General features: G+C 60.1%; 4 protein-coding genes. 1 reads left to right on the forward strand and 3 read right to left on the reverse strand.

The window, feature by feature from the left end; genetic code table 11:
• Window positions 1-72: 72 nt before the first annotated feature.
• The 3 genes from EKA13_RS26005 to EKA13_RS26015 form a co-directional block, all read right to left on the reverse strand.
• On the reverse strand, window positions 73-1,023 hold the full coding sequence (locus EKA13_RS26005) for an ornithine cyclodeaminase family protein (RefSeq protein ID WP_065761921.1): 951 nt from the start codon (window positions 1,021-1,023) through the stop codon (window positions 73-75).
• Window positions 1,024-1,144: 121 nt separating this feature from the next.
• On the reverse strand, window positions 1,145-2,572 hold the full coding sequence (rhlB, locus tag EKA13_RS26010) for an ATP-dependent RNA helicase RhlB (protein WP_065761924.1): 1,428 nt from the start codon (window positions 2,570-2,572) through the stop codon (window positions 1,145-1,147).
• 84 nt (window positions 2,573-2,656) lie between these two features.
• On the reverse strand, window positions 2,657-3,331 hold the full coding sequence (locus EKA13_RS26015; RefSeq protein ID WP_065761922.1) for an alpha/beta hydrolase: 675 nt from the start codon (window positions 3,329-3,331) through the stop codon (window positions 2,657-2,659).
• A gap of 330 nt (window positions 3,332-3,661) precedes the next feature.
• Here EKA13_RS26015 and EKA13_RS26020 point away from each other — a divergent pair.
• On the forward strand, window positions 3,662-4,631 hold a 970-nt coding region (locus EKA13_RS26020), incomplete at its 3' end, for an amino acid ABC transporter substrate-binding protein (protein WP_065761923.1).

Below are 4,631 nucleotides of genomic sequence, written 5' to 3' on the forward strand. Positions count from 1 at the left end.
GGTGGAGGCGCCGGCAATGCCGGCGCCAATAATGATGAAATCTGCTGGTTGCATGGACGTCTCCGGTCGCCGTCAGTCGGCGCGCTGCAGTCGATAGAGCGCATTGGCCAGGGCAATGTCTTCAAGGCCCAGGCCGATGGAGCGGAAGAACGCATGGCGCTGGTAGTCAGGGCGCGGCGCCTGATCGCTCAGCAGTTGTGCCAGGTCGCCGATGATCGCGTCGGCGTGCCAGCCATGCTGTTCGCTGGCGATGCGCATTTCCCCGGCCGACCCTGGCGTGGTCAGGCGGTAGTCGCAGTAGACGTCCATGTTCGCGAGGGTTTCTGGCGGCACTTCATGAGCGCGCACGGCGTTGGTGCTGATCGAGGTGATCAGGGCCGGTTTGCTCAATTGACGCGGGTCGATGACCGGGCTGGCCGAGGACGTACAGAGCATGATGACGTCGGCATCTTGTACGGCCTGGTCAAGGGTATCGGCAAAGGTCAGGCGTGGATCAAGGTCACTCAGTGCACGACGTTGTTCGGCGCTCTGCTGATGCAGGCGCGGCGAGTAGAGGCGGATGTCCTGCCAGTCGCGCAGGTCGCGGGTGTAGCGCAGGTGCGCCCGGGCGATGGGGCCGCTGCCGATCAGGGTCAGGCGACGGGCGCCGCTTGCGGCCAGTGCATCGACGGCCACGGCGGTGGTCGCGGCGGTGCGCGCGGTGGTCAGTTCGCCAGCGTCGCAAAGCAGCAGTGGCTGGCCGCTTTCCATGGACATCAGCAGTGTCCAGGCGGTAACCAGTGGGCCCGTGTCACGGACGATGTAGGGCGATGTCTTGACCCCGTAGACACCGTCTTCAGCCAGTACGCCGCCGTAGTTGATGAAATCGCCGGCACCACCTGGGAACTCGACGAGCTGCTGCGGCGGCTGCACAGCTTGCCCGGCGGCCAGATCGCGAAACAGTTTGCGCAGGATCTGCGGGACATCCAGTTGGCTGAGCAGTTGGCGTGCGTGCTGTTGATCAATGACGAGGGGCGCGGACATGCAGTGCTCCAAATAAACTATTTTGTCTATTATGGACTTTTTGTTCTTGCGGGCAATATCGCGGGCATAAAAAAACGCCGCCTGGCAGCAGGCAGCGTTTTCGGTGTTGCAGTACAGCCGATCAGTGAGGCTTGCGGGGCACGGCCTCGAGCAACTCGGCCGGCGGCATCTCGCAGCTGATCTTGCGACCCAGCAGTGTTTCGATGGCGGGTAGCTGGTAAGAGTCATCTTCGCCGGCGAAGCTGATCGATACGCCGCTGGTGCCTGCACGACCGGTACGACCGATACGGTGAACGTAATCGTCCGGGTCTTCTGGCAGGGTGAAGTTGATCACATGGCTGATGCCGTCGATGTGAATACCGCGACCGGCCACGTCGGTGGCCACCAGTACGGTGATGCGGCCTTCACGGAAGTTTTCCAGCGTGCGGATACGCTTGTGTTGCGGCACATCGCCGGACAGCTGGGCGGCGTTGACACCGTCGCGTACCAGGCGCTCTTCGATACGGCGCACTTCATCCTTGCGGTTGGCGAAAACGATGACCCGTTCCCATTTGTTGCGGGTGACCAGGTTGTACAGCAACTTGTATTTGTCGCTGCCTGCCACGGCATAAACGTGCTGCTCGACGGTCTCGCTGGCGACGTTTTCCGGCTCGATCTCGACGATGGCCGGGGTCGTGGTCCACTGCTTGGCCAGGTTCATCACGTCTTCGGTGAAGGTGGCCGAGAACAGCAGGGTCTGGCGTTCGCTTTTCGGTGGTGTCTGGCGAATGATCTGCCGTACCTGGGGGATAAAGCCCATGTCGAGCATGCGGTCGGCTTCGTCCAGCACCATCACCTCGACCATGTCCAGGTGCACTTCGCCGCGCTGGTTGAAGTCCAGCAAGCGGCCCGGTGTGGCAACCAGGATGTCGCAGTGGCGGGCTTCAAGCTGTTTGAGCTGCTTGTCGAAGTCCATACCGCCAACGAAGGTCATTACGTTCAGGCCGGTGTACTTGGTGAGTGCGGCGGCGTCCTTGGCGATCTGGACGACCAGTTCACGGGTCGGGGCGATGATCAGTGCCCGAGGCTCACCCATGTAGCGCTCTTTGGGTGCCGGGGTCTGCTGCAGTTGGGTAATGATCGAAATCAGGAACGCGGCGGTCTTGCCTGTGCCGGTCTGAGCGCGGCCGATAGCGTCCTGGCCACGCAGGGTATAGCCCAGTACCTGAGCCTGAATCGGCGTGCAGTAGGGGAAGCCCAGGTCATGGATGGCGTGCATCAGCTCTGGCGAAAGCTTGAAGTCGTGGAAACGGGTCTTGCCTTCCTGTGGCTCAACCATGAAGTCTTCCAGTTTCCAACTGGATGCCGCGGGTTTTGGCTTGCGCTCACGGCGCGGCTTGGGTTCTGCCGGTTTCTCAGCCTTTGCCGCGACGGGCGCTTGAGCCTGTGGCTGGGCTGCTGGTGCAGAGGGCTTGGGTTGTGCAGGTGGCTGCACCACGGGGGCAGCGGTTTCGGCAGCGAGTTGCTCAGCCTCGCCTTTGCCGAACATCTTCTTGAGTGCTTTGAGCACGGTCATCTCGTCAATTGGTTAAGGAATGTACGCCGGCCAGTGTAATGCAAGATTCGGGCGCGGCGTAGTGGATTGCGCTGACGGCTACACGGAAGTCGTGCTTCCGCTCAAACGCTGGGTCAGCCAGGTACCGATATCGCGGATTTCCTCGGGCAGTACTTCGTGCTCCATCGGGTATTCCTGCCAGCCGGCATTAACCCCCCAATGTTTGAGGTGTTCGTAGGCGGTACGGCCCATGGCGTTCTGTACCACAGTGTCGTACTGGCCATGCAGGCACAAGGCCGGGGTGCGTTGCTGGCTGGCGCTTAGCTCGCGTTCGGCGCTGAAGGTCGGTGCGTAGGTTGACAGGGCCAGGACACCGCCCAGGGTGCCTTGCCACTTTACATACGCCGTGTGCAGCACGACCGCACCACCTTGTGAAAAGCCGGCAAGAAAAATCCGCGTTGGATCGATCCCTTTGGCGCGCTCGGCCTCGATCAATGCAATGACCTGGTCTGCTGAGTCTTCCAACTGCGTGCGATCAATCGAACGGGCCGGGCTCATGGCCGTGATGTCGTACCAACTGGGCATTTCATAGCCGCCGTTGATGGTCACCGGGCGGGTGGGTGCCTGGGGCATTACGAAGCGGGTACTCAACAACTGTTCCTGCAAGGCTTCGGCGACCGGCAGGAAGTCGTAACGATCTGCCCCCAAACCGTGCAACCAGATCACACAGGCATCGGGGGTCTTTTGCGGCTCAAGTATCAACGGGGTGGTCATGACTGCTCCGAAAATGTGCGCACGCTCTTATTAAGTGCATGAAAAGAAGGCGTGTCGGTTCGGTCCGGGAAAAACTTGTCGAAAGGCGACAAGTTTACCTGTTGGCGCACACTGAATCGCTTAAGCGGCTCAGTGTGGTACGCGCTTTGCTACGAACCTTGCGACGTGACGCGTGGCGTTTCGACGGTAACACCATTTCGCTATTAAAGGCTGTCACAGAACAGCGTTATTGCGCCATTGACCCAAAAGCAAGCCAGCACGGGTCGGATGCGCCTCATAAGGGTGCGGTGCAATCGGCTCGAACACAACAAGAGCAATCTGGAGGTTTTAATGAAGATGTTGAAATCCACTCTGGCAGTCGTTACCGCTGCCGCCGCACTGGGTATCAGTGCTTTCGCGCAGGCCGGTGCAACCCTCGAAGCGGTTCAGAAAAAGGGTTTCGTCCAGTGTGGCGTGAGTGACGGCTTGCCGGGCTTCTCGGTGCCGGATGCCAAGGGCAAGATCGTGGGTATCGATGCTGACGTCTGCCGCGCCGTGGCTGCCGCCGTCTTCGGTGATGCAAACAAGGTCAAGTTCAGCCAACTGAACGCCAAGGAGCGTTTCACGGCGTTGCAGTCTGGTGAAGTGGATGTGCTATCGCGTAACACTACCTGGACCAGTTCGCGCGATGCCGGCATGGGCCTGGTGTTCGCGGGCGTCACGTACTACGACGGCGTAGGTTTCCTGGTGAACAAGAAGCTTGGCGTTTCCAGCGCCAAGGAACTGGATGGCGCAACCATCTGCATCCAGGCCGGTACCACCACTGAACTCAACGTCTCCGACTACTTCCGCGCCAATGGCCTGAAGTACACCCCGATCACCTTCGACACCTCCGATGAAAGCGCCAAATCGCTGGAGTCCGGTCGTTGCGATGTGCTGACTTCCGACAAGTCGCAACTCTATGCACAACGCTCCAAGCTGGGGTCGCCAAACGATTATGTCGTGTTGCCGGAAACCATCTCCAAGGAGCCTCTGGGCCCTGTCGTGCGTAAGGGCGATGAAGAGTGGTTCAGCATCGTCAAGTGGACCCTGTTCGCGATGATCAATGCCGAAGAGGCAGGTATCACCTCGAAGAATGTCGAGGCTGAAGCGAAATCGACCAAGAACCCGGACGTCGCCCGCCTGCTCGGTGCTGATGGCGAATATGGCAAAGACCTCAAGCTGCCCAAGGACTGGGTCGTACAGATCGTCAAGCAAGTCGGTAACTACGGCGAAGTGTTCGAGAAGAACCTTGGCGCAAGCACCGATCTGAAGATCGACC

The organism is Pseudomonas defluvii (assembly GCF_001695625.1).
Classification (GTDB): Bacteria; Pseudomonadota; Gammaproteobacteria; order Pseudomonadales; family Pseudomonadaceae; genus Aquipseudomonas; species Aquipseudomonas defluvii.

Coding starts and splice junctions, on each gene's coding strand:
- EKA13_RS26005 (WP_065761921.1), bottom strand. CDS start 1,023: ATGTCCGCGCCCCTCGTCATTGATCAACAGCACGCACGCCAACTGCTC.
- EKA13_RS26015 (WP_065761922.1), bottom strand. CDS start 3,331: ATGACCACCCCGTTGATACTTGAGCCGCAAAAGACCCCCGATGCCTGT.